The sequence below is a fragment of the Kitasatospora aureofaciens genome (genome assembly GCF_019192735.1).
Classification (GTDB): domain Bacteria; phylum Actinomycetota; class Actinomycetes; order Streptomycetales; family Streptomycetaceae; genus Kitasatospora; species Kitasatospora aureofaciens_A.
Map to the genome: position 1 here is coordinate 1 of NZ_JAHTKP010000073.1, position 19,446 is coordinate 19,446.

Below are 19,446 nucleotides of genomic sequence, written 5' to 3' on the forward strand. Positions count from 1 at the left end.
CCGCGGCCCTCGCCGCGCACGGCGACGCGCTCAGCCCGGCCGGCCGGGCCCGCCAGCTGGGCCGGATCGCACGCGCGCACGGCCGCCGCGGCGAGGCCGAACAGGCCGCGGACGCCGCCGCGCGGGCCTTCGCCGAACTCGACGGCGTGCCCGGCACAGAGGAGGCCAGGGCCGACCTCGCCGGCATGGTGGGGGAGGGCCGCCTGTCCCTCGGCGACCACCGCCGGGCCAAGGTGCTGCTCGCCGAGGCCGTCGCCGGCCTCGGTCCCGGCCGGGCCCGGGCCAGGGCCCTGCTGATGGTCCGGCTGGCCGAGGTCCACCGCCGGCTCGGCGACCAGCGCGAGGCCGCCCGCACCGCCGGTCTCGCCCGCGCGCTCGCCTCCGGCATGCAGTCCGAGCGGGTCGCCCGTGCGCTGCGCGACTTCGACGCGGCCGGCCGGACGGTATCCCCGGGAGCGCGCTGACCCGCTTGCGGTACCCTGAGCCCATGCGAACCGTGCGCCTGCTCCTTAGCCGGCCGCGCTGACCAGGACCGGCTGCGCCCTCGGGCGGCGCCGGAGTCGGCGTGGCATCCCCTCCTGCGAGGGGATTTTTTGTTTTCCGCCCCGTTCCGGCCCGCGTGTGGGCCTTCGGCCCGTCGCCCCGCGTGTGGGGCTTCGGTACATCGGCCCGCCGCGTGCGCGGTTCGCCCACTGACATCGATGGAGCTTGAAGGACCATGAGCGAGACGACCCCTGCGTCCGGCGCGGCCGAGGCCGCAACCGAGCCGTTCCGGTACAGCGCCGCGCTGGCGGCGGAGATCGAGTCCCGCTGGCAGGACATCTGGGAGAAGGAAGGCACCTTCAACGCTCCCAACCCGGCCGGCGACCTGGCCGATCCGGCCGCGGGCGACGTCACCGCGAAGCCGCACAGCTTCATCATGGACATGTTCCCGTACCCCTCGGGCGCGGGCCTGCACGTCGGCCACCCGCTGGGCTACATCGCCACCGACGTCTTCGCCCGCTACCAGCGGATGACCGGCCATAACGTGCTGCACACGCTGGGCTACGACGCGTTCGGCCTGCCCGCCGAGCAGTACGCGGTGCAGACCGGCACCCACCCGCGGGTCTCCACCGACGCCAACATCGCCAACATGCGCCAGCAGCTGCGCCGGCTGGGCCTGGGCCACGACCCGCGCCGCTCGATCTCCACGATCGACCCGGAGTACTACCGCTGGACCCAGTGGATCTTCCTGCAGATCTTCAACTCCTGGTACGACGCGGCGGCCGGCAAGGCCCGCCCGATCGCCGAACTGATCGCGCAGTTCGAGTCCGGCGAGCGGGCGACCCCGGACGGGCGCGCCTGGGCCGAACTGTCCGGCGCCGAGCGGGACGAGCTCCTGGGCGAGTACCGCCTGGCGTACGCCAAGGAGGTGCCGGTCAACTGGTGCCCGGGCCTGGGCACCGTGCTGGCCAACGAGGAGGTCACCGCGGACGGCCGCTCCGAGCGCGGCAACTTCCCGGTGTTCAAGTCCAACCTGCGCCAGTGGATGATGCGGATCACCGCCTACTCCGACCGTCTGATCGCCGACCTGGACCTGCTGGACTGGCCCGAGGCCATCAAGCTGCAGCAGCGCAACTGGATCGGGCGCTCGGAGGGTGCCCGGGTGGACTTCGCCGTCGGTGACGCGGAGAAGATCACCGTCTTCACCACCCGGCCCGACACCCTGTTCGGCGCCACCTACATGGTGCTGGCCCCCGAGCACGGCCTGGTCGACTCGATCGTGCCGGCCGCCTGGCCGGAGGGCGTGCCCGCCGAGTGGACCGGCGGCGCCGCCACCCCCGCAGAGGCCGTCGCCGGCTACCGCGCCGCGGCCGCCGCCAAGTCGGACGTCGAGCGGCAGGTCGAGGCCAAGGTCAAGACCGGTGTCTTCACCGGCGCCTACGCCGTCAACCCGGTCAGCGGAGCGTCCGTCCCGGTGTTCATCGCCGACTACGTGCTGATGGGCTACGGGACCGGCGCCATCATGGCCGTCCCCGCCCACGACCACCGCGACTTCGCGTTCGCCCGCGCCTTCGCGCTGCCGATGCGCTGCGTCGTTGAGCCGACGGACGGGCGCGGCGAGGACCCGGCGGCCTGGGACGACGCGTTCGACACGTACGACTCCGTCATCGTCAACTCCTCGCGGGGGGAAGGCTCGTCGGACGGGTCGGCGGTGGACGGGCTGACGCTGGACGGGCTGAGCGTTGTGGACGCCAAGGCCCGGGTCACGGCGTGGCTGGCCGAGCGCGGCATCGGCGAGGGCACCGTCAACTACCGCCTGCGCGACTGGCTGTTCAGCCGTCAGCGGTACTGGGGCGAGCCCTTCCCGATCGTCTACGACGAGGACGGCGTGATGCACGCGCTGCCCGAGTCGATGCTGCCGGTCGAGGTCCCCGAGGTCGACGACTACTCGCCGCACACCTACGACCCGTACGACTCCGCCTCCTCGCCCAAGACCCCGCTGTCCCGCAACGAGGACTGGGTCAACGTCGAGCTGGACCTGGGCGACGGCGTCCGCAAGTACCGCCGCGAGACCAACACCATGCCCAACTGGGCCGGTTCCTGCTGGTACGAGCTGCGCTACATCGACCCGTCCAACGGCTCCCGCGTGGTGGACCCGGCCAACGAGCGCTACTGGCTGGGCCCCACCGAGAACAAGCCGGCCGGCGGCGCCGACCTGTACGTCGGCGGTGCCGAGCACGCCGTCCTGCACCTGCTGTACGCGCGCTTCTGGCACAAGGTGCTGCACGACCTGGGCCACGTCTCGTCCGTCGAGCCGTTCCACAAGCTGTTCAACCAGGGCATGATCACCGCCGACGTCTACCGCGACGAGCGCGGCTTCCCGGTGCCCGCCGCCGAGGTCGAGGAGCGCGACGGGAAGTACTTCTGGGAGGGCGAGCCGGTCAAGCGCGAGGCCGGCAAGATGGGCAAGTCGCTGAAGAACGCCATCGCGCCGGACGCCATCGCCGACGAGTACGGCGCCGACACGCTGCGCCTGTACGAGATGTCGATGGGCCCGCTGGACGTCTCCCGTCCGTGGGACACCCGCGCGGTCGTCGGCTCGTACCGCTTCCTGCAGCGGCTGTGGCGCAACATCGTGTCGGAGGCCACCGGCGAGCTGGTCGTCACGGACGAGCAGCCCGACGAGGCCACGCTGCGGGCGCTGCACAAGGCGATCGACGGCATTCGCGGCGACATGGCCGGGCTGCGCTTCAACACGGCCGTGGCCAAGGCGATCGAGCTGAACAACCACCTGGTCAAGCGCGGCTCCACGCCGCGGGCCGTGGCCGAGCAGCTGGTGCTGATGGTCGCGCCGCTGGCCCCGCACATCGCGGAGGAGCTGTGGCGCCGGCTGGGCCACGGCGACTCGCTGGCGCACGCCGACTACCCGGTCGCCGACCCGGCGTACGTGGTGGACGAGGCCGTGACCTGCGTCGTGCAGATCAAGGGCAAGGTCAAGGCCCGGCTGGAGGTCGCTCCGACGATCTCGGACGCCGAGCTGGAGGCGCTGGCCCTGGCCGACCCGGCGGTCGTCGCGGCGATCGGGGACGCGCCGGTGCGCAAGGTGATCGCGCGCGCGCCGAAGCTGGTGAACATCGTCACGGGCTGAGGCCTGAGGGGTTGTTCGGGCGGGCGTCCTTCGGGGCGCCCGCCCTTTGTTCTACTGCCCGTCGTTCTGCTGCCCGTTGTTCTGTGTGCGGGTGAGCGAGGCGAGCATGCGCTCGACGTGGGCGGGCGCGTCGGCCGGGTCGAGCGGGTTGTGGCCGACCAGGAGGCGGTACCAGAACAGGCCGAAGAGCTCGTCGGTGGCGGCCTCCAGGTCGGCGCCGGCGGGCAGTTCGCCGCGGTCCACGGCGCGCGCGAGGATCCGCAGCACGACCACGCGGCGGCTCTGCACCCAGGCCCGGAACGGCTCCGCGAACTCGGGGTCCAGCTGCGCCTCGGCCATCATGCCGCGCAACGCCCGTATCCGGGGCGGGTGTTGGACGACGGAGTGGAGGGCGCGGACGAAGACCGTCAGGTCCTCGGCGGCGCTGCCGGTGTCCGGGTCGGGCATCCGCCGTTCGACCGCCGTCCGGTAGGCCTCCAGGACCAGGACGGGCTTGGACGGCCACCAGCGGTAGATGGTGCTCTTGGCGACGTCCGCCCGCGCGGCCACCCGTTCGATGGTGAGTGCCTGGTAGCCGCCCTCCTCCAGGAGCGCGGCGGTGGCGGCGAGGACGGCGTGGTGGGCCTCCTCGCTGCGGATTCGCCCGCCGGTGCGGCGGGTTTTCTGCTCTTGCATGACAGCACGTTAGCAGCGGTGGTAGGTTTAATCGAAACGCGACGGAGCGTTTTGATTGATGGAGGTGCGGGCGCGGGGTGCGGTGGTTGCGTCGTGCGTCCGGAGCTTCGGCAAGGCTTCGGCAAGGCTTTGACAAGGGGAGAGTCATGAGCGGGATCGTGGTGTCGCACGGGCTGGGCGCGAGCGACGACAGTGTGTGGTTCCCTTATCTGGGGCGGGAGTTGGCGAAGTCCGGGCACACCGTGACGGTGCCCCGGCTGCCCGAGCCGCAGGCCCCCGACCTGACCGCTTGGCGGACCGCCTTCGGCGCGGCGGCGGTGGCCGCCGGCCCGGCCGAGGACACCGTGCTCGTCGGGCACAGCGTCGGCGGTGCCAACGTGCTGCGCTTCCTGGAGCAGTGCGACGCCGAGGCCCACGGCCGGTTCGCCGGGGTGCTGTTGGTCGCCACGCCGGCGCAGGACGTGGGCTACGACCTGCTGAAGGAGTTCTTCGCCGAGCCCTTCGACTGGGCCGCCATCCGGCGCACGGCGCACGGCTTCCGCGTCCTGCAGGCCGTCGACGACCCGGTCAACCAGCCCGACCCGGCCGCGCACGCGCGGGACCTGGTGCGCGGGCTGGGGGCAACCGCGGTGCTGACGGCGGAGGGGGCGCACTTCGGGGCCACGCCGGACGACCACGTGGAGGTGCCGGAGGCGGTGCGGCTGGTGCTGGAGCTGCTGGCGGGGCGTGGGGTGCGCTGATCGGGGCGGGGCTCGTTGGCGGGGGCTGGGCTTGCCGGCCGGGGGCTGGGCTCGTTGATCGGGGCTTCCTGGTTCTGGCGGCGTAGGCCCTCCGGGGGATCCCCGATCTGTCCCTGATCTCCGCCGCGCGGGCCCGTTCGGCCTGCCCCCGGGCCCGGCACGGCCGCTACCGTGGAACCCTCGGCGGTGCAGCCCGCGTTGGGCCCGGTGGGGGTCGAACCGGTGGCGGAAGGTGGCTCGTGATGGACGTGCTCGGCGTGATGATCGGCCTGGCCCTGCTCTTCGGAATCGCGGTGGTCGTGCTGGCCGTGGTCGGCACGGTCAAGGCGGCCAAGGCCGTCGCCGCCAAGGTCGAGCGGCACGAGGCCAACGCCCGGCGCGCGGTGGAGAACGCCACCCTCAAGGCGAAGACCTTCACCAAGCCCGGCCCGCAGGGGCAGATCGCCGCCGTCCGGCTCGGCCTGCGCACTTCGCTGGACGGCACCCGGCAGGTGCTGGAGAGCGGGCTCACCCAGGACGGCCAGCTCGGCGAGGCGCTCGCCCTCCTGACCCGGCTGGACGCCCATGCGGCGGAACTCGACGGTGAGCTGCGCGTCCTGGAGCGCGAGCCCGACACCGGGCGGATCGCGGCCAAGCTGCCGGAGCTGCGCGAGCGGGCCGAGCGGATCACCCACTCGGCGGAGACCATGCGCTGGGCGGCGCAGGACCGGATGCACCGGTTCGCGGACGACGAGCTGAGCCGGCTCAGCCAGGAGTGCGAGAGCGAGGCGGGGGCGCTGCGGCACTGGGACGCGTCGGGTGCTGCGGGGGCTTCTGGTTCTTCCAGCGCTTCCGGTCCTTCCAGCGCTTCCGGTCCTTCTGGTTCGTCCGGTGCCGGCGCGGCCGGGGAGGCGGCGGGGCCGCGGGCCGGGCTGACCGACGGGAAGGGGCGGTCGAGCGCCGAGGACCTCCTCGGGCTCGGTGACCCGCTGGCCAAGCTGGCGCAGCGGCTGCGGAAGCCGTCCACGGGTCCCTCGGCGGGCTGAAGCCTCTCCGGCGGCTGCTTCTCGTCGTTCGATTCTTCGCTCGACTTGTCGCTTGAGTTGCCGTTCGACCCGGCTTGTTCGGCGGTGCTGTTCGGGTGCCCGGGGCCGGGCGCTGCCATCCCGGTCGAAGCTGTCATCCCGGCCGAACGGGGAGTAACCTCCGGCTCATGCCCTCCGACCTCGCACTTGTCACGGATTCCACGGCCTATCTGCCGCAGGAGGCCCTCGACCAGCACGGGATCACGGTGGTCCCGCTGAGCGTCGCGGTCGGTGACACGGTCCTCGCCGAGGGCGTCGAGATCTCGCCGAAGGACGTCGCCGAGGCGCTGCGCGGCAAGCAGCGGGTGACCACGTCCCGGCCGAACCCCGAGTCCTTCGCCGCGACCTACCGGGCGGCGGCCGAGGCCGGGGCGAAGGGGATCGTCTCGGTGCACATCTCCGGCGAACTGTCCGGCACCGTGGAGGCCGCCCGGCTGGCGGCGGCCGAGGCGACCGTCCCGGTGGAGGTGGTGGACAGCCGGCTCGTCGGCATGGCCCTCGGGTACGCGGTGCTCGCGGCGGCCGAGGCGATCGCGGCGGGGGAGGGCCTGGTCGAGGCGGCCGGGGCCGCGACCCGGCGGGCGGCCGGGACCAGCGGATTCTTCTACGTCGACACCCTGGAGCACCTGCGGCGGGGCGGCCGGATCGGGGCGGCGCGGGCGCTGCTCGGGTCGGCGCTGGCCGTCAAGCCGTTGCTGCACCTGGACGGGGGGCGGATCGAGCCGTTGGAGAAGGTGCGGACGGCCTCGCGGGCGATTTCGCGGCTGGAGGAGATCGCGGTCGAGCGATCGGGGGAGGGGCCGGTCGACATCACTGTGCACCACCTGGCGGCGGAGGACCGGGCTGAACCGCTCGCGGAGCGGCTGCGGGCGCGGGTGCCCGGGCTGCGGGAGCTGTACGTGGGCGAGGTGGGGGCGGTGATCGGCGCGCACGTCGGGCCGGGGCTGCTCGCGGTGGTGGTTTCGCCGCGTTGATGGGGGCGTGGTCAACTCGCCGGGTGTACGCCCACTCGTGCGGGTGAGCCGTTCTATCCACAACCCCCTTGTTATCCACAGGGGTTCGGTAATGTCCGCGCGTTCGCCCGAGGGCTCCTACCGTGCTGCGCATGACGAGCATGGGCCTGGGCGCGGCGAAGCGTCACGAGATCAGCGAGACCGTCCGGATGCGGATGGCGACGGTGCTGCCGGTGGCGGCGGAGGGGGTGCGCGGCGGCGCGGGTGGGCCGTCGGCCACCGGGCCGCCGTCATGGTCGCCGTCTGGAGAGCCGTCTGCGCCGCCGGGTGAGTCGGGTGGTGGGGTGGGTGGCCCGGACGTGCCCGAGCTGGTGGATCCGCCGGTGCCGGGTGACGGGCCGCGGTTCCGGTTCGGCCCGGCGATGATGCTCGACCGGCGGGCGGTGGTGGGGCTGGCCGTCCTGCTGCTGTTCGCGGTCGGGTACGCCGTGCAGCACTTCTGGCTGGCTCGGCCGCAGGCGGTCGCGGTGCCGGCGCTGGCGGTGGCTTCGGGGCCGTCCGCTCCGGCGTCGGCCGGGGCCGGTACGGAGGTCGGCGCGGAGGCCGGTGCGCCGGAGCCGCCTCCTGCTGTCGAGCCGGTCGTCGTGGTGGACGTCGGCGGCCGGGTCCATGTGCCCGGGCTGCACACCCTGCCCGGCGGCTCGCGGGTGGCCGACGCCCTGCGGGTGGCGGGCGGGCCACTGCCGGAGACGGACACCAGAAGCCTCAACCTGGCCAGGGTACTGACGGACGGTGAGCAGATCCTCGTCGGCGAGCCGGGGCCTCCACCTGCCTCCGCCGCCGGGGCCGGCAGCGGGGCGCCCGTTCCCGCCGTTCCGAAACAGCCCGTCAGCCTCAATCGGGCCACCCTCGAACAGCTCGACACCCTCCCTGGTGTCGGCCCGACCCTCGCCCAGCGCATCCTCGCCTACCGCACGTCGCACGGCTCGTTCCGCACGGTCGACCAGCTTCGGCAGGTCAGCGGCATCGGCGCGCGCACGTACGCGGAGCTCCGTCCGCTGCTCACCCTCTGACGTCCCGCCCACGCACCCGTCCTGCCAGCCCATTCCGCCAATTCGTCCCGCCGATCCGCCCCGCCGAAGGGAGGTACCGCCATGTCCGCCACCGAGCCGACCCCGTCCGTCCACACCCCGGGGCCCGACTTCCGACTGCTGCTCCCCGCCGTCTCGGCCTGGGTGGTCGCGGCCGCACTCCTGGGCCGGGCGCCGGGGCACGACACCGTCCTGCTCGGGTCGGCCGGCGTGGCCGTGTTGGCGGGCGTCGCGCTGCTCGCCCGGCCGGGTGCGCTCCGGCGCCGTGGGGCGGCGGCGACGCTGGCAGCCGTCCTGCTCACGGGGGCAGCGGCCACGGTTGCGACCCTGCTGCACACCGCAGACCTGCACCGGGGGCCGCTGCCGGAGCTGGCCCGGGCGGCCGAGCACGCCTCGCCGCGTGCGGCGGGCGAGCCGGCTCGGGTCGTGGACGTCGAGCTGACCGTTGTGGGAGATCCGAAGTCCCATGAGTCCCGGGGCGGTACCACCGGTGGGCAGAGCGTGCTCACGGTGGAGGCGGTGGCGGACCGCGTCACCGTCCCCGATGGGCAGGCCACCCGGACGCGGACGCCGGTGACGGTCATGGTCCGAGGGCAGGAGGCCGGGCCGTGGCAGGGGTTGCTCCCGTCCGCCCGGCTGGCGGTGGAGGCCGAGGTCCGGCCGGCGGGTGAGGGGTACGACACCGAGTCCGCGGCGCTGCTGGTCGCCCACGGTGAGCCTCGGCAGCTCGCGTCGCCGAGCCTGCCGCAGCGGATCGCCGGGTGGCTGCGCGAGGGCCTGCGGACGGCCAGCGACGGGCTTCCACCCGATGCGCGAGGGCTGCTGCCGGGGCTGGTCGTCGGAGACATCTCGCGGCTGCCCGACGACCTCCTGGACGCCTTCCGGGCCACCGACCTGGTGCACCTGGTGGCGGTGAGCGGGGCCAACCTGGCGATCGTCCTCGGGGTGCTTCTGGGCGCCCCCGGGCAGGCGGGCACGCCCGAGCGCCGAGGGCTGGCCGCGCTGCTGGGCCTCTCGCTGCGCACCAGTGCCCTGCTCGGGACGGCGCTGACGCTGGCCTTCGTCACCATCTGCCGTCCGGAGCCCAGCGTGCTGCGGGCGGCGGGGACGGGCCTGATCGGCATGCTCGCCCTGGCCACGGGCCGGCCCCGGCAGGCCGTGCCCGCGCTGGCCGGGGCGGTGCTGGTCCTGGTGTTGCTGGATCCGTATCTGGCACGGTCCTTCGGGTTCCTGCTGTCCGTGCTCGCCACGGCCGGGCTGCTGGTCCTCGGGCCGCCCTGGGCCGAGGCGCTGCGGTCCCGGCGCTGGCCGCACCACCTGGCGGGCGCTCTCGCGGCCACGGCGGGGGCCCAGGCGCTGTGCGCGCCGGTGACGGTGGTGCTCTCCGGGCACATCAGCCTGGTCGCGATCCCGTGCAATCTGCTGGCCGAGCTGGCGGTGGCCCCGGCGACGCTGCTCGGCTTCGGGGTGCTCGTACTGGAGCCGGTCTCCCCAGCACTGGCCCGGCTGCTCGCGGAGCCGGCCGGCGTGCCGGTCAGTTGGCTGGCGCTGGTCGCGCGGCGAGGGGCCGAGCTGCCGGGCGGGCAACTGTCGTGGCCGGGCGGATGGTTCGGGACGGTGACGGTCGCGCTCATCACTCTGGCGGTCTGCTGGGCGGCACCGCTGCTGCTGCCTCGGAGGGTGGAGTCCGATGGGCGTGCCCGCGGGCGGCGGCGGTGGGTCCGGGCGCTGGTGACGGGGATGCTGCTGGTGGTTCTGCTGGCCGTGCTGCTGCGGCCACCGTTGCTCGCCCGGATCGCCACCGGCTGGCCACCGCGGGGGTGGCGGATGGTGATGTGCGATATCGGGCAGGGCGACATGCTGGTGCTTCCGGCGGACGTGCCGGGCAGTGCGGTGGTGGTCGATGCGGGGCCGGATCCGAATGCGGCTGATCGGTGTCTGCGGGATCTCGGTATCACTGCGGTGTCGTTGCTCCTGGTGACGCATTTTCATGCTGACCACGTCGAGGGTGTGCCAGGGGTGTTGCGGGGCCGCCGGGTCGGAGCGATCGAGGGCACGGTCCTGGACGATCCCCCTGGTGAGGCTGCCCGGGTGGCGGGTTGGGCGGCCGGTGCCGGCGTTCCGCTGCTACGTGCCGGGCGGGGCGAACGGCGTTCGGCGGGGCCGGGGTTGTCGTGGGATGTGGTCTGGCCCGACGCCGGTGCGGCCGTCGAGGCGCCGGGTGCCAACAATGCGAGCGTCGCGATGCTGGTGACGGTGGCCGGAGGGGTGCGGATGGCGTTGTTGGGGGACCTTGAACCACCGGCCCAGTCCGCCTTGTTGGGTCGGCTGGGGCGCGTGGACGTGCTGAAGGTCGCGCATCACGGTTCTGCCCACCAGGACTGGGGCTTGGCCGGTTCCTTGCGGCCTCGGCTGGCGTTGATCTCGTGCGGCGAGGGCAACTCGTACGGGCATCCGTCCCCTCGGACGGTGGACCGGTTGCGGGCGCTCGGCGCGACCGTTCTGCGCACCGATCGGTCGGGGGACATTGCCGTGACGGGCGACTCCCCGGCCACCCTCGGCGTGGCCGTGCACCCGCAGAGCGCGCACGGAGCGCACAGGCCGGGTTCCCACGGCGCGGACGAGGCGGCCGCCTCCCACACCGGCCGGGGCTCGCACACCCCGCGAGCCCCGCCGGGCTGAGCACCCTCCGTCCTCTCCTCCCATCCCCCGGGGTGGGGTCAGGGAAAGGGGGTGGGGTGGGGAGGAGGGAGGGGAGGGGGCGGGGCGGGGCCCGGGGAAGGGGTGCGGCGCGCCCCGGGCAGGCCCGGAGCGCGCCGCGAGGAGGAACGGGTGCGCGCAGGGGAGCGGCGAGGAACTTGGCGTGGCGCTCCGGGCGGGCCCGGAGCGCGCCGCGGGGCTCGCGGTTGGGGCGGGGTCAGTTCGTGGTTGTGTACGGCGCGGGGGTGTGGGTGGCGGCGTACATGAGGGCGGGCTTCAGTTTGGGCCAGAAGTAGGAGTCCTGGCAGGTGTAGGCGGGCATGAATCCGGTGCAGCCGCGGGAGTCGCTGTCACCGACCTCGATGGTGAAGCTGGCGGTGCCGAGCTTGTCGTAGATCCAGTCGTCGGTGCCGCCGGCGGCGTCGTAGAGGATCTCGCCGGCCTGACCGGACTGGTAGCCGGTGAGTGCGCCGAGGTTGGCGGCCATGGCGCGCAGGGCGGTGTCGTTGCCGGTGTGGACGGCGTGGTCGTGGGCCCAGGGGAAGATGACCATGCTGGCGTCGCTGTGCAGGGTGATCATGATGCCGCGGGTGTCGGCCGGGGCGGGGTCGGTGTCGCCGGGGCCGCGGACTGCGGGGTAGAGGTCGCGGAACAGGCCTTCCAGGGCCGTGTTCTCGACCTCGGAGTCGGCCTGCGGGCCGAGGTAGATCTCGGAGCACGGGTCGGTCGAGGTGCCGAGCCCGCCCCAGTGGGTGCCGGCGTTGCGGTTGAGGTCGACGCCGGTCTGGCCGGTGAAGTCGCAGGAGCTGCCGTTGGTGTCGTCGGCGTTCTTTCGCTGGTAGTTGGGGGTGTCGCCGCCCTGCTGGACGATGTCGACGCCGTCCGGGTTGGCGATCGGCACGACCCAGATCTCGGTGGAGTCGAGGAGCGCGGTGACGTCCTTGTCGGTGCCGTAGCCGCCGGTGAGGTAGTCGATCCAGCGCCAGGAGATCTCGCCGGTGGTGATCTCGCGGGCGTGGATCTGGCTCATCAGGAAGAACCGGGGCTTGGCCGAGTTCGGGGTGCGCTGGCAGTCGCCCGCGGTGCGCTTGGTGATGCAGACGGCCTTCAGGTCGTAGCCGTTGGGTTTGCCGGTCTGCTTCCGCCAGGACTGGCCGTACGTGACCACGGTGGCCAAGTCGGGGTGCTGGGAGGTGACTTGGTCCAGGTGGGCGTACTGGGCGTTGACGGTGTGGTAGCCGCCGTAGTAGGTCTCGTCCGGGCCGGCCGCGGGGAGTTGGCCGCTCCGGGGGCGGGCGCGGAGTGGTGCCTGCGCCGGCTCGGGCAGTGTCTGGTCGACCGTCGGCGTGAAGCCGAGCAGGCGCAGCCGGGTGCCTGCGCGGGCGTCGCCGAGGACGAACAGGTCGCCGTCCTCGCGGTGTTCGAGCAGGTCGAACCCTTCGGCGGAGAGGGTCCGGGCGTCCTCTGCCGTGTGGGTGGGGACGCGGTAGACGAACATGCCCTGGACGGTCGACGGTTGCGTGTTCTGGGCAGTGGCCGTCGGGACGACCGACAGCGCGAGCACGGTGAGCGCGGCAACTGTGCCGGCCGCGAAGGTGGTTGAACGCTTCCTGGCCATGAGGGCTCCGGAGTCGTGGGGGGAGGGGCGTGAGCCGGGGCGAGGCCGACGGTCGGGTGTCGGGGTCATGACATGAACCCCCGTGCAAGCATCGCCCTGGTGGCAGCAAACCGCTGCCATGGCGGTCCGTCAACTCCCTGTCACAACCTCAATCCCGGGGATCATCGACCACACCGCGGCGCTGCCGTAACGACAAACCGCCCCGGGGCCCAGACCCCGGGGCGGCTCACGGAAGCGCTCAGCCCGCCTCGCGCCAGCCTTCGTACTCTGCGGCGAGCGCGTCGAGGGCGCGCAGCCGGGCCGGGGTCCAGCCGTCCTCCGGCGGTTCGACGACCACGAGCCACTGGGCGTCCTCGGCGTCGTCCTCGCCCGCCAGGGCGTCGCGGACGACTTCGAGCTCGCCGAGGTCGGGGTGGGTGGCGCTGAGTTCTTCCGCGGCCTCCTGGGCGGCGTCGCGGTCGGGCAGGACGAGCAGCTGCCGGGCGTGCGGGTCGTTGACGTCCGGCTGGTCGGTGATGTGGTCTTCGGTCACCGGCCCATTCTCCAGCCGCCCCGGTCCCGCTCCGCCCGCAGGGCCCGGATGCAGGACCGGGCAGGGGTGTCCGTCCACCGTGGGATGCTGGTAGGCGATGGCCAGGAAGAGTGCACGCGACGACCTGCTCGCCCCGCTGACCCTCACGGTCGGCCAGGAGGAGCTGCTGCTGGACCGCGCGGTCGCCCAGGTGGTGGCGGCGGCGAAGGCGGCGGACCCGGACGCCGACGTGCGGGATCTCCCGCCCGGTGGGCTCCAGCCGGGCAGCCTGGCCGAGCTGACCACGCCGTCGCTGTTCGCCGAGCGCAAGGTCATCGTGATCAGGGCCGCCCAGGACCTCTCCGCCGACTCGGTGAAGGAGGTCAAGGCGTACATCGAGGCCCCGGCCGACGAAGTGATCATGGTGCTGGTGCATGCGGGCGGCGCCAAGGGCAAGGGCCTGCTGGACGCGGCGCGCAAGGCCGGCGGCCGCGAGGTGGCCTGCGCGAAGCTGGCCAAGGCGAGCGAGCGGCTGGCCTTCGTCAAGGGCGAGTTCCGCACGCTCGGGCGCTCCGCCACCCCGGAGGCCTGCCAGGCCTTGCTGGACGCCCTCGGCAGCGACCTGCGCGAGCTGGCCGCCGCGTGCAGCCAGCTCACCTCGGACGTCGAGGGCACGATCGACGAGACGGTGGTGGCCCGCTACTACAGCGGCCGGGCCGAGGCCACCGGCTTCGAGGTGGCCGACCTGGCCGTCACCGGCCGGGCCGCGGAGGCGCTGGAGCGGCTGCGCTGGGCGCTGGCGGTGGGGCAGCCGCCGACCGGCATCACCTACGCGCTGGCGTCCGGCGTGCGCAGCATCGGGCGGCTGGCGACCACCGGGCGGAACATGCGCCCGGCCGATCTGGCCCGCGAGTTGGGTATGCCGCCGTGGAAGGTCGAGCGGGTCCGCCAGCAGATGCGCGGCTGGACGGGCGATGGCGTGGCCACCGCGCTGACCGCGATCGCGCAGGCGGACGCCGCCGTCAAGGGCGGCTCGGACGACCCGGCCTTCGCCCTGGAGCGCGCGGTGGTCGCCGTCGCCCGAGCCGCCCGCGCGGGCAGCCGTCCGGCGTACTGAGCAGCTCCGGCTGCGTGCGGATCGCGTGCAGTCCGTCCCGGGCGACGGACTGCAGAGCCGACCTCGGCACCTCGGCCCTGAGGGGCCCGGGTAGATCCGCGCCCCGCCGTCGCCGGCCAAGACACAGAACGCGACAGGCGCCGCAGCGGGCCTCTGGGGAAGAGGCCGCTGCGGCGCCTGTCGAACTGCTTCGTGCACCGCACCCGCGTGGCGAACGCAGGCCGCGTGCGGTGCGAGTCTCGCGCGTCTCAGGGGTCCGGGTAGAGGGCCGGACGGTCCCTGGACGGTGGGGGCTGGAGCCCCCGGGGGCGTCAGGCCTGGACGGCGGTGTTGACGCGCTTGGTGATGGCCGACTTCTTGTTGGCGGCCTGGTTGGCGTGGATGACGCCCTTGCTCACGGCCTTGTCCAGCGCCTTGGAGGCGGCGCGGGCCAGCACGACGGCCTTCTCGGTCTCGCCGGCGGCAGCGGCCTCACGGGCCTTGCGCAGAGCGGTCTTCAGCGAGGACTTGACGGCCTTGTTGCGCAGGCGCGCCTTCTCGTTGGTCTTGTTGCGCTTGATCTGGGACTTGATGTTCGCCACGAAGGAGCCTCAGTCTTGTCTAAAAGGATTGAACGGACTGCACGCAGCGGCCGTCGGTCCAGCTGAGAGGGCATGCCGAGGCCAGGTGCAGCAGCCCACGCTACCAGGGGCCCGCCGCCCGCCCCAAACCGACCGCCCGCCCAAACCGGCTGCGCGGACCAAACCATCCGCCCCAAACCGACCGCGCGGACCACCCGGGCGTCGCCTACGCGCTGAGCACCGGCTCGCCGTAGTGCTCGACCTCCGGGAACGGCCGGTAGAACCGGTGCAGCAGCTCCCGCCACCGCCGGTACTCGGCCGAGCCGCGGAACCCTTCGGTGTGGTCGGCGAGCGTCTCCCACTCCACCTGGAGCAGGAACCGCGAGCCGCGCCCCTCGTCCAGGCAACGCCGCAGCTCCAGCGAGCGGAAGCCTCGCTGGACGGCGATCAGCGGGCGCGCCTCGGCGAAGGCGGCGAGGAACGCGTCCTCCTGGCCGGGCAGGACGTCGAGCAGGGCGCTTTCGAGGATCATGGGAGGCCATCCTGCCGCGTGCCGTACGTGTCCGGAAGGCTCGGGCCGGACCGAACGGCGGCCCACGCCGTGCTCGTGGGAAGATGGGAGGAACTATTTCGATCGGACGAGACTGTCCGGTCCCCGGGAAACCGGTCAGCGATGACCAGGACACCCCCGGCCCCGGACCAACGGAGAATCGGACCAAGGTGCCCGCGACCCCCAGCAATGTGCCAGAGCCCAGCCGTACCGACCCGGCGCTGATCCGCAACTTCTGCATCATCGCCCACATCGACCACGGCAAGTCGACGCTCGCAGACCGGATGCTGCAGATCACCGGCGTCGTCGACCCGCGGCAGATGCGCGCCCAGTACCTCGACCGCATGGACATCGAGCGTGAGCGCGGCATCACCATCAAGTCGCAGGCGGTCCGCCTCCCGTGGGCGCCGAGGACCGGGCCGAACGCCGGGACGACGCACATCCTCAACATGATCGACACCCCGGGCCACGTGGACTTCACGTACGAGGTGTCCCGCTCCCTCGCCGCGTGCGAGGGCACCATCTTGGTCGTCGACGCCGCCCAGGGCATCGAGGCGCAGACCCTCGCCAACCTGTACCTGGCGCTGGAGAACGACCTCACGATCGTCCCGGTGCTCAACAAGATCGACCTGCCGGCCGCCCAGCCGGAGAAGTACGCCGCCGAGATCGCGCACATCATCGGCTGCGACCCCTCCGACGTGCTCCAGGTCAGCGCCAAGACTGGTCTCGGCGTCGAGGACCTGCTGGACCACATCGTCAACACCATCCCGGCCCCGGTCGGCGTCAAGGACGCCCCGGCCCGCGCGATGATCTTCGACTCGGTGTACGACTCCTACCGCGGCGTGGTCACCTACGTCCGTGTCGTGGACGGGCAGCTCACCAAGCGCGAGCGGATCGCGATGATGTCCACCGGCGCGACGCACGAGCTGCTGGAGATCGGCGTCATCTCGCCCGAGCCGAAGGTCGCCGACGGCCTCGGTGTCGGCGAGGTGGGCTACATCATCACCGGTGTGAAGGACGTCCGGCAGTCCAAGGTCGGTGACACCATCACCTCGATGCACAAGGGTGCGACCGAGGCGCTGGGCGGCTACAAGGACCCGCGCCCGATGGTGTTCTCCGGCCTGTACCCGCTGGACGGCTCGGACTACCCGCTGCTGCGCGACGCCCTGGACAAGCTGCGGCTCAACGACGCAGCCCTGGTGTACGAGCCGGAGACCTCGGTCGCGCTCGGCTTCGGCTACCGCTGCGGCTTCCTCGGCCTGCTGCACCTGGAGATCATCCGGGAGCGCCTGGAGCGCGAGTTCAACCTCGACCTGATCTCCACCGCCCCGAACGTGGTCTACCGGGTGATCATGGAGGACGGCACCGAGCACACCGTCACCAACCCGAGCGAGTTCCCGACCGGCAAGATCGCCGAGGTGTACGAGCCGGTCGTGCGCGGCACGATCCTCGCGCCCAACGAGTTCGTCGGCGCGATCATGGAGCTCTGCCAGTCCCGCCGCGGCGCGCTGCAGGGCATGGACTACCTCTCCGAGGACCGGGTCGAGCTGCGCTACACCCTCCCCCTCGCCGAGATCGTCTTCGACTTCTTTGACCAGCTGAAGTCCAAGACCCGCGGCTACGCCTCGCTCGACTACGAGCCCATCGGTGAGCAGAGCGCCCAGCTGGTGAAGGTCGACATCCTGCTGCACGGCGACGCGGTGGACGCCTTCTCCGCGATCGTGCACAAGGACAAGGCCTACAACTACGGTGTGATGATGGCGGGCAAGCTGCAGAAGCTGATCCCGCGCCAGCAGTTCGAGGTGCCGATCCAGGCCGCCATCGGCTCCCGGGTGATCGCCCGTGAGACGGTCCGCGCGATCCGCAAGGACGTCCTCGCCAAGTGCTACGGCGGTGACATCTCGCGTAAGCGCAAGCTGCTGGAGAAGCAGAAGGAAGGCAAGAAGCGGATGAAGATGGTCGGCCGCGTGGAGGTCCCGCAGGAGGCCTTCATCGCCGCGCTGTCCACCGACGCCGAGGCGCCGAAGGAGAAGAAGTAACCGAGGCGCCGCAGGACAAGAAGTAACCGACGGCACGCGGAAGGGCCCGGGGTGCATGCCACCCCGGGCCCTTCCGCGTACGTAGCGAAGGCGCCCGCCAGCGCGACGAGACAGGGCGCGAAGAGCCGAGGCGGGAGAGTCCGGCCCCGGCTCTTCGCGCTGAGGGCGCGAGCAGGTCAGTCCACCTCGGCCACGGCCTCCGCGAACTGCGCCTGGTACAGCCGCGCGTACGCGCCGCCGGCGGCGATCAGCTCGTCGTGCGAGCCCTGCTCGACGATCGAGCCGTTCTCCATCACCAGGATCACGTCGGCGTCCCGGATGGTGGAGAGCCGGTGCGCGATGACGAAACTGGTGCGGCCGGTGCGCAGCCGGGCCATGGCCCGCTGGATCAGCACCTCGGTGCGGGTGTCGACGGAGCTGGTCGCCTCGTCCAGGACGAGGATGGACGGTTGGGCGAGGAACGCCCGCGCGATGGTGATCAGCTGCTTCTCGCCCGCGCTGACGCCGGCGCCCTCGTCGTCGATGACGGTGTCGTAGCCGTCCGGCAGGGTGCGCACGAAGCGGTCGACGTGGGCGGCCCTGGCGGCCTCGACGACCTGCTCGCGGGTGGCGCCCTGGGCGCCGTAGGCGATGTTGTCGGCGATGCTGCCGCCGAACAGCCAGGTGTCCTGGAGCACCATGCCGATGCCGGAGCGCAGGTCCTCGCGGGACATCGCGGAGATGTCCACCCCGTCCAGGGTGATCCGCCCGGAGCGGACCTCGTAGAACCGCATCAGCAGGTTGACCAGGGTGGTCTTGCCGGCGCCGGTGGGCCCGACGATGGCGACGGTCTGGCCGGGCTCGACCTTGAGCGAGAGGTCCTCGATGAGTGGCTTCTCGGGGTCGTAGCGGAAGGACACGTCCTGGAAGGCGACCCGCCCGTGGACGGTGTCGGGGCGCTCGGGCATGGCCGGCTCGGGGCTCTGCTCGGGGGCGTCGAGCAGCTCGAAGACGCGCTCGGCGGAGGCGACCCCGGACTGCACCAGGTTGGCCATGCTGGCGACCTGGGTGAGCGGCTGGCTGAACTGCCGCGAGTACTGGATGAACGCCTGCACGTCGCCGATGGACAGCGCGCCGCTGGCCACCCGCAGACCGCCGACGACCGCGACCAGCACGTACTGCAGGTTGCCGATCAGCATCATCGCGGGCTGGATGATGCCGGAGATGAACTGGGCGCGGAAGCTGGAGGCGAACAGCGCCTCGTTGTGCTCGCGGAACGTCTCGGCGGACTCGCGCTGGCGGCCGAAGACCTTGACCAGGGCGTGCCCGGTGTACATCTCCTCGATGTGCGCGTTCAACTTGCCGGTGGACGCCCACTGCTGGACGAACTGCGGCTGCGCCTTCTTGCCGACCTTGGCGGCGACGACCACCGACAACGGGACGGAGATCAGCGCGATCACCGCCAGCAGCGGCGAGATCCAGAACATCATCGCGAGCACACCGACCACGGTGAGCAGCGAGTTGACGACCTGTCCCATGGTCTGCTGCATCGACTGGCTGATGTTGTCGATGTCGTTGGTGACCCGGCTGAGCACCTCGCCGCGCGGCTGCTTGTCGAAGTAACTCAGCGGCAGCCGGGCCAGTTTGGCCTCGACGTCCTGGCGCAGCCGGTAGCCGGCCCGCTGGATCGCCTTGGTGGCCAGCCGGCCCTGGACGATGCCGAACACGGCGGAGGCGACGTAGATCGCCAGCACCCAGAGCAGGACGGTGCCGATGGCGCCGAAGTCCATGCCCTGGCCGGGGGTGAAGCTGACGGACGAGAGCAGGTCGGCGACGCCGCCCTCGCCGTGGGCGCGCAGGCCCTCGACGACCTGTGCCTTGGTGGTGCCGGGCTCGAAACGGGCGCCGATGACGCCGGCGAAGATCAGGTCGGTGGCGTGGCCGAGCACCTTGGGGCCGGTGACGGCGCAGCCGATGCTGAGCACGCCGAGGCCCAGCACCCCGGCCAGCAGCGGCCGTTCGGGGTGCAGCAGGGTGAGCAGCCGCTTGCCGGAGCCCTTGAAGTCCATGGACTTCTCGGTGCCCTGGCCGCCCATGAAGCGGCCGGGACCGGCGGGGCCGCGGCGGGCGGCGGCGGCCTGCGAGTCGCTGGGCAGCTCCGCGTCGGCGTCGGGCGTCTTCTGGACCGCAACGGGCTTGCCGGGGCTCATGCGCCCAC

At 72.5% G+C, this 19,446-nt stretch carries 14 protein-coding genes and 1 pseudogene; 9 read left to right on the forward strand and 6 right to left on the reverse strand.

Annotated features, from left to right (window positions below):
* Nucleotides 1–464: pseudogene (locus KV557_RS36330) on the forward strand (hypothetical protein); the annotation flags it as partial.
* Between the two features lie 254 nt (nt 465–718).
* Nucleotides 719–3,631 (forward strand): leucine--tRNA ligase, encoded by a 2,913-nt coding sequence (gene leuS / locus KV557_RS36335; protein ID WP_218205869.1) that lies wholly within the window; start codon nt 719–721, stop codon nt 3,629–3,631.
* A 51-nt stretch (nt 3,632–3,682) separates the two neighbouring features.
* Here leuS and KV557_RS36340 read toward each other — a convergent pair whose 3' ends face one another.
* Complete coding sequence (locus KV557_RS36340; RefSeq protein ID WP_218205870.1) at nt 3,683–4,306, reverse strand: TetR/AcrR family transcriptional regulator; 624 nt, start codon at nt 4,304–4,306, stop codon at nt 3,683–3,685.
* 146 nt (nt 4,307–4,452) lie between these two features.
* Here KV557_RS36340 and KV557_RS36345 point away from each other — a divergent pair, with 146 nt between their 5' ends.
* The 5 genes from KV557_RS36345 (at nt 4,453) to KV557_RS36365 (ending at nt 10,836) form a co-directional block, all read left to right on the forward strand.
* The gene (locus tag KV557_RS36345) at nt 4,453–5,046 is read left to right on the forward strand and encodes an RBBP9/YdeN family alpha/beta hydrolase (RefSeq protein WP_218205871.1); all 594 of its coding nucleotides are present in this window, start codon (nt 4,453–4,455) and stop codon (nt 5,044–5,046) included.
* Between the two features lie 242 nt (nt 5,047–5,288).
* Complete coding sequence (locus KV557_RS36350; protein WP_218205872.1) at nt 5,289–6,071, forward strand: hypothetical protein; 783 nt, start codon at nt 5,289–5,291, stop codon at nt 6,069–6,071.
* Nucleotides 6,072–6,238: 167 nt separating this feature from the next.
* Complete coding sequence (locus KV557_RS36355) at nt 6,239–7,084, forward strand: DegV family protein (RefSeq protein ID WP_218205873.1); 846 nt, start codon at nt 6,239–6,241, stop codon at nt 7,082–7,084.
* Between the two features lie 131 nt (nt 7,085–7,215).
* On the forward strand, nt 7,216–8,136 hold the full coding sequence (locus KV557_RS36360) for a ComEA family DNA-binding protein (RefSeq protein ID WP_256178473.1): 921 nt from the start codon (nt 7,216–7,218) through the stop codon (nt 8,134–8,136).
* An 81-nt stretch (nt 8,137–8,217) separates the two neighbouring features.
* Entirely contained in the window at nt 8,218–10,836 is a 2,619-nt protein-coding gene (locus KV557_RS36365; protein ID WP_218205874.1) for a ComEC/Rec2 family competence protein, read from the forward strand.
* A gap of 235 nt (nt 10,837–11,071) precedes the next feature.
* On the opposite strand, the gene KV557_RS36370 is transcribed toward KV557_RS36365, so the two are convergent.
* Nucleotides 11,072–12,472, reverse strand: a complete 1,401-nt coding sequence (locus tag KV557_RS36370) for a M14 family zinc carboxypeptidase (RefSeq protein WP_218205875.1) — start codon at nt 12,470–12,472, stop codon at nt 11,072–11,074.
* A gap of 238 nt (nt 12,473–12,710) precedes the next feature.
* Nucleotides 12,711–12,947: a hypothetical protein gene (locus tag KV557_RS36375; protein ID WP_218205892.1), complete on the reverse strand. Its 237-nt coding sequence runs from the start codon at nt 12,945–12,947 to the stop codon at nt 12,711–12,713.
* 154 nt (nt 12,948–13,101) lie between these two features.
* On the opposite strand from KV557_RS36375, the gene holA reads away from it, so the two are divergent.
* Nucleotides 13,102–14,100, forward strand: a complete 999-nt coding sequence (gene holA, locus KV557_RS36380; RefSeq protein ID WP_218205876.1) for a DNA polymerase III subunit delta — start codon at nt 13,102–13,104, stop codon at nt 14,098–14,100.
* Between the two features lie 311 nt (nt 14,101–14,411).
* Here holA and rpsT read toward each other — a convergent pair whose 3' ends face one another.
* Nucleotides 14,412–14,681 (reverse strand): 30S ribosomal protein S20, encoded by a 270-nt coding sequence (rpsT, locus tag KV557_RS36385; RefSeq protein ID WP_218205877.1) that lies wholly within the window; start codon nt 14,679–14,681, stop codon nt 14,412–14,414.
* A 205-nt stretch (nt 14,682–14,886) separates the two neighbouring features.
* Nucleotides 14,887–15,192 carry an antibiotic biosynthesis monooxygenase family protein gene (locus KV557_RS36390; protein WP_218205878.1) on the reverse strand — a complete coding sequence of 102 codons (306 nt, stop codon included), beginning with the start codon at nt 15,190–15,192 and terminating at the stop codon, nt 14,887–14,889.
* Between the two features lie 188 nt (nt 15,193–15,380).
* Between KV557_RS36390 and lepA the strand changes: the two genes are divergently transcribed.
* On the forward strand, nt 15,381–17,249 hold the full coding sequence (gene lepA, locus KV557_RS36395) for a translation elongation factor 4 (protein WP_218205879.1): 1,869 nt from the start codon (nt 15,381–15,383) through the stop codon (nt 17,247–17,249).
* A 176-nt stretch (nt 17,250–17,425) separates the two neighbouring features.
* Here lepA and KV557_RS36400 read toward each other — a convergent pair whose 3' ends face one another.
* Entirely contained in the window at nt 17,426–19,438 is a 2,013-nt protein-coding gene (locus tag KV557_RS36400) for an ABC transporter ATP-binding protein (protein ID WP_374106717.1), read from the reverse strand.
* Nucleotides 19,439–19,446: the final 8 nt, after the last annotated feature.

Excerpts from the sequence above, each read along its gene's own strand:
- leuS (WP_218205869.1), top strand. The coding sequence starts at position 719 with ATGAGCGAGACGACCCCTGCGTCCGGCGCGGCCGAGGCCGCAACCGAG.
- KV557_RS36340 (WP_218205870.1), bottom strand. The coding sequence starts at position 4,306 with ATGCAAGAGCAGAAAACCCGCCGCACCGGCGGGCGAATCCGCAGCGAG.
- KV557_RS36345 (WP_218205871.1), top strand. The coding sequence starts at position 4,453 with ATGAGCGGGATCGTGGTGTCGCACGGGCTGGGCGCGAGCGACGACAGT.
- KV557_RS36350 (WP_218205872.1), top strand. The coding sequence starts at position 5,289 with ATGGACGTGCTCGGCGTGATGATCGGCCTGGCCCTGCTCTTCGGAATC.
- KV557_RS36355 (WP_218205873.1), top strand. The coding sequence starts at position 6,239 with ATGCCCTCCGACCTCGCACTTGTCACGGATTCCACGGCCTATCTGCCG.
- KV557_RS36360 (WP_256178473.1), top strand. The coding sequence starts at position 7,216 with ATGACGAGCATGGGCCTGGGCGCGGCGAAGCGTCACGAGATCAGCGAG.
- KV557_RS36365 (WP_218205874.1), top strand. The coding sequence starts at position 8,218 with ATGTCCGCCACCGAGCCGACCCCGTCCGTCCACACCCCGGGGCCCGAC.
- KV557_RS36370 (WP_218205875.1), bottom strand. The coding sequence starts at position 12,472 with ATGGCCAGGAAGCGTTCAACCACCTTCGCGGCCGGCACAGTTGCCGCG.
- holA (WP_218205876.1), top strand. The coding sequence starts at position 13,102 with ATGGCCAGGAAGAGTGCACGCGACGACCTGCTCGCCCCGCTGACCCTC.
- KV557_RS36390 (WP_218205878.1), bottom strand. The coding sequence starts at position 15,192 with ATGATCCTCGAAAGCGCCCTGCTCGACGTCCTGCCCGGCCAGGAGGAC.
- KV557_RS36400 (WP_374106717.1), bottom strand. The coding sequence starts at position 19,438 with ATGAGCCCCGGCAAGCCCGTTGCGGTCCAGAAGACGCCCGACGCCGAC.